Here is a 3,988-nt window from a genome sequence, read left to right as displayed (position 1 = left end):
TCTAGCTAACAACAGCTCACCCTCAATAGTCAAGTCTGTCAAGACTTGAGGTCATTATTTTATATATTTTTTTATTTCAATTCGGTTTTTAATTATATTTTTAGCATACTAGGTGATGAAGAACCAAATTTAGCTGCTACCTAATGACTGGTAGATAAGTCTCATCCCCCCCACAACAACAACCACCAGTGAAAGTTACCCAAAACTTTATGTAACCCCACTGGTGGCGGCTATTTTTCTGACGGCTGAACGGAAACCCTGCATTAGCCCGTTAAACTATCGCAGCCATCAGAAAAATCCCGCTAGAGATGGAAAGAAGTCAAATCAGTCTCAGCCTTCGTTTTTTAGCAGATTTCAATTCTGTTTTCAAGCTTTCAATCTCAGCGCGTAACAGATTATTTTGGTAAGTCAAATATCCAGCACAATAATACACGTGGCTTACTTCCAGAGCTTTCTGACTATCAAAGTCTTCAGAATCTTCGTCTTCAAAAGAATAAAATTTCCGAGGAAAGGAAGTTTGACCGTCCAAATACCGAGCAATTTCCAAGAGCTGGTCTGCCGAAGAAACTGGCACTCTAATGGTCTTAAAATGACGTGTACGCCATGTGGAAGGACGCCCAGACCCTAATCGCTTTCCACCACGTCCAGTTCTATTAACTGATTTAATCATACAATCAAATAAAATATTGATTAATTATATCGTTTCAAAAATGGCTGTATCCCAAACAGATAGAGCCTTCTAATATTTTAATTTATTATTATTTTTCTTAGTTATACCGGGTATTACTAGATCCGGTGGCCTGCGGCGCCCTAAACTTTACCGTCGCGGCCGGGAGGGCGGGCCATAACCCGGCTCCCCCCCCGGCCCACGTTCTCATCATATCAAACCCTAATTCCTGTATAGGCGATTTTCATGTCTACAAGTTTTGTCTACAATTTGTAGACACTATAGACAGTTATCAGTTATTGTAGACAAATACTGCATACAGATGTCTACAATGAGTCAAAGTCAAGTCGTATCGTTCAGGGCTTCCGGCCACTTCCTAAACTGGATAGAAGCTCAGAGGCTGGAGGGTGAGTCAGTAAGTCAAGCTGCACAACGCATTCTCAAGGAAGTCTCAGGCACGTCTACAGCAGCGTCTACAGAGAGTGACACAAGCCTCGTGTCTACAGTGGCCGCCGAAAGTGTTGACATACTTATATCCGATCGTATTGCCCCACTAATTAAACGGATAGCTGTCATTGAAGAACGTCTGGAACAACTAAGGGTTAACTAACTAGACAACCACTAGACAACGTGCTAGCATACAACCAGACAACCACTAGACAAAGTGCTGGCACATAACTAGACAATCACTAGACAAATACTAGACATGACAGACAGATGCCAGCTTAACTTGAGATTGGACGGTCGCCGAGACTTGCTCGAAACCATTAAAGATGTTGCAGCAGCAGAGGGTTTGAGCGTCAATGCTTGGGTAGTGCGAACTTTAGAGCAAGCGGCCAACCAGGCAGTATCAGCGCCGACAACCCAACCTCAAACACAAGTGTCCGAAATTTCGGACATTGAACCAGTGCTAGACACGCTACTAGACAATAAGCTAGACACACTGCTAGCGGCTAAATTAGCAGGGATTGAAGAACGCTTGGGAAAATTGAAAGCCTGAGCGATGGCAACGATGAATCGCTCAGGCTTGAATTGAAAGCGGCCAACAAGCAACTTACAGAGTGGGATGCAGAACTGAATCAGTTGCACGAGCGCAACGGCGATTTGGGACTGAAGGTGCAGATGCTGGAGCAAGAGCTCAAGGAAGCACGGCGCGATCGGGAGGAAAATAAAAACTCGGCTCCGACTGTCGCAGAATTTCCAGAGCCAGCCGACCTGCTCAACCAGTTGAAAGCGCGGCGCAAAAAGTCCGGCGCAAACTTGGCAGATATGGAGGTGGTTTTGGAGATACTTGGAACAGATGGGAGCGAAATTTGAGCGGAAAATAGGACTATCGGTAATACAATTAACCTGAAACCCTTACTCCGCAAAAGACATAGAAAGTGAGCACGGAGGGATTTGAACCCCCGACCCTCAGGACCGGAACCTGATGCTCTATCCACTGAGCTACGTGCCCTTGACTTTTCTGAGTATAACACGTGTTGCGGAAAATGGCGAGTGCCGATCGCAAATTTCTTGGCCTGCCTGCAAACCGCTTGACCCATGCGGGTTCAACTCGCCTGCGCGATCGGGTATCAGGCAGTTCTCGAACCCAGAGACTGCAAATTCTATCTAAAAGGTCACAATAATACGACAATGGGTAAAATAATAGACTTTAATCTAGCAAAGATTAGGTTCACCTTCGATCGGGGTCGAGCATCTACCACAGCTAAAATAGCCGGCATCAATTCCCTCTACCTAGTCGGCAGTAAATGGCGCTGCTGTTAAGACAGGCTGTGCAAGGGCGGTTCTAGACTAAGTTAACCACACCTCTCAATCTTATGGTTTCTAAAATTTTAGACAAATTACCGCTGCGAACTGTTCTCATAGTTCCCTTTGTACTGCAAATCGTGGGAGCCGTGGGACTCGTAGGATATCTGTCTTTTAGAAACGGACAAAAAGCAGTTAATAACCTTGCCAGTCAGTTAATGAGCGAGGTGAGTTTGCGTGTAGAGCAAAACCTGCAAGTTTACCTGACAACTCCCCATCAAATCAATCAAAGCAAGCTGGATGCTGTCAAGCTCGGGTTGTTAAAGATGGAAAACTTATCAGCTTGGGAGAAATATCTTTTGCGGCAAGTACAATTATATCCCTATATCAATTTTACCTCCGTTGGCAACGAGAACGGAGATTATAGATCCGGAGAACAACTGTCTAACGGCTCCCGAATGATTAATGTGATAGAGAAATCTACAGGGTTAAATTTTTATTCTTATAATACAGATAAAAACGGCGAGCGCACTAAAGTTGCGACCGTTGTCAAAAACTTTGATAACCGACAGCATCCTGCGTACAAAAGTGCAGTAAAATCAGGTCAACCAACTTGGAGTTCGGTTTTTGTTTCCTTACTAGAACCGACATTAATTATCAGCGCTCTCCAACCGGTATACAGCGAAAAATATCAGCTAGAAGGAGTATTATGTGCTGCCTTGCGTCTCGACCATCTTGGGAGATTTCTCAACAGTCTCAAAGTTGGCAAATCCGGTCAAACATTTATTATGGATCGCCAGGGTACTTTGTTAGCCACTTTCACCACCTAAAAACCATTTCGCACAAAAGGTAATAAAAAACAATTGTTTAAAGTGGAAGAAAGCAGCAACCCTTTTACTGAAGCGACAGCTAAATATTTGACTGCACAGTTTCACAAATTAAACCAAATTAAAAAGTCAGAGTTATTGGAATTTGAAGTAGATGGCAAGCGACAACTTTTAAAAGTCCTGCCGTTCCAAGACGGCAAAGGTTTAGACTGGCTGATTGTAGTAGTTGTTCCCGAAGCAGATTTCACCAAAGAAATCGATGCCAATACCCGCACAGCGCTTTTGCTTTGTTTGGCAGCTTTAGGAGTAGCTGTGGCGATCGGCATTCTGACTTCTCGGTGGGTTACAAATCCTATTTTGAGCTTAAATACAGCAGCCAAAAATATTGCTAAAGGTGAATGGGACAAAACAGTAGAAAGCGAACGCTCCGACGAATTGGGGGAATTAGCCAAGTCATTTAACAGCATGGCTCAACAACTGCAACAATCTTTTGAAACTTTAGAACACCGAGTGCATGAGCGGACGGCGGAATTGGCTGTAGCTAAAGACAAAGCGGAAATAGCAAATCAAGCTAAAAGCACCTTTCTGGCTAACATGAGCCACGAATTGCGATCGCCTCTCAATGCAATTCTCGGCTTTTCCCAACTGATGACTCGCAGCCAAACTCTATCGGGAGTATGTCACTTTTGTAGTGAGTAATTATACTCAGGCAGCTTGTCTCTGATTTCCAATTAACCCGTTCAAG

General features: G+C 44.1%; 7 protein-coding genes and 1 tRNA gene. 6 read left to right on the top strand and 2 right to left on the bottom strand.

Translation table 11 applies throughout. The annotated features are described in order from the left end of the window. Positions 1–319: 319 nt before the first annotated feature. Complete coding sequence (locus QUA78_RS31990; RefSeq protein ID WP_333307034.1) at positions 320–574, bottom strand: hypothetical protein; 255 nt, start codon at positions 572–574, stop codon at positions 320–322. Positions 575–989: 415 nt separating this feature from the next. Between QUA78_RS31990 and QUA78_RS31985 the strand changes: the two genes are divergently transcribed. From QUA78_RS31985 to QUA78_RS31975, 3 genes are all read left to right on the top strand, one after another. Next, positions 990–1,277: a hypothetical protein gene (locus QUA78_RS31985; RefSeq protein ID WP_333307037.1), complete on the top strand. Its 288-nt coding sequence runs from the start codon at positions 990–992 to the stop codon at positions 1,275–1,277. A gap of 96 nt (positions 1,278–1,373) precedes the next feature. Next, the gene (locus tag QUA78_RS31980) at positions 1,374–1,667 is read left to right on the top strand and encodes a hypothetical protein (RefSeq protein WP_333307039.1); all 294 of its coding nucleotides are present in this window, start codon (positions 1,374–1,376) and stop codon (positions 1,665–1,667) included. A 32-nt stretch (positions 1,668–1,699) separates the two neighbouring features. After that, positions 1,700–1,984, top strand: a complete 285-nt coding sequence (locus QUA78_RS31975; protein WP_333307041.1) for a flagellar alpha dynein — start codon at positions 1,700–1,702, stop codon at positions 1,982–1,984. Positions 1,985–2,050: 66 nt separating this feature from the next. On the opposite strand, the gene QUA78_RS31970 is transcribed toward QUA78_RS31975, so the two are convergent. Continuing rightward, positions 2,051–2,123 (bottom strand) — tRNA-Arg (locus QUA78_RS31970). An 86-nt stretch (positions 2,124–2,209) separates the two neighbouring features. Here QUA78_RS31970 and QUA78_RS31965 point away from each other — a divergent pair. Genes QUA78_RS31965 through QUA78_RS31955 form a run of 3 tightly spaced genes read left to right on the top strand, consistent with a single transcriptional unit; the run spans position 2,210 to position 3,942 of the window. Next, entirely contained in the window at positions 2,210–2,434 is a 225-nt protein-coding gene (locus QUA78_RS31965; protein WP_333307043.1) for a hypothetical protein, read from the top strand. 53 nt (positions 2,435–2,487) lie between these two features. Continuing rightward, positions 2,488–3,246: a cache domain-containing protein gene (locus QUA78_RS31960; RefSeq protein WP_333307045.1), complete on the top strand. Its 759-nt coding sequence runs from the start codon at positions 2,488–2,490 to the stop codon at positions 3,244–3,246. Between the two features lie 42 nt (positions 3,247–3,288). After that, positions 3,289–3,942 carry a HAMP domain-containing protein gene (locus QUA78_RS31955; RefSeq protein WP_333307047.1) on the top strand — a complete coding sequence of 218 codons (654 nt, stop codon included), beginning with the start codon at positions 3,289–3,291 and terminating at the stop codon, positions 3,940–3,942. Positions 3,943–3,988: the final 46 nt, after the last annotated feature.

This window comes from Microcoleus sp. K4-B3, from assembly GCF_036704615.1.
Classification (GTDB): Bacteria; Cyanobacteriota; Cyanobacteriia; order Cyanobacteriales; family Microcoleaceae; genus Microcoleus.
The sequence above is the reverse complement of the archived record's forward strand: the minus strand, read 5'-3'. Positions and strand labels throughout refer to the sequence as shown.

Excerpts from the sequence above, each read along its gene's own strand:
- QUA78_RS31985 (WP_333307037.1), top strand. The coding sequence starts at position 990 with ATGTCTACAATGAGTCAAAGTCAAGTCGTATCGTTCAGGGCTTCCGGC.
- QUA78_RS31980 (WP_333307039.1), top strand. The coding sequence starts at position 1,374 with ATGACAGACAGATGCCAGCTTAACTTGAGATTGGACGGTCGCCGAGAC.
- QUA78_RS31965 (WP_333307043.1), top strand. The coding sequence starts at position 2,210 with ATGCGGGTTCAACTCGCCTGCGCGATCGGGTATCAGGCAGTTCTCGAA.
- QUA78_RS31960 (WP_333307045.1), top strand. The coding sequence starts at position 2,488 with ATGGTTTCTAAAATTTTAGACAAATTACCGCTGCGAACTGTTCTCATA.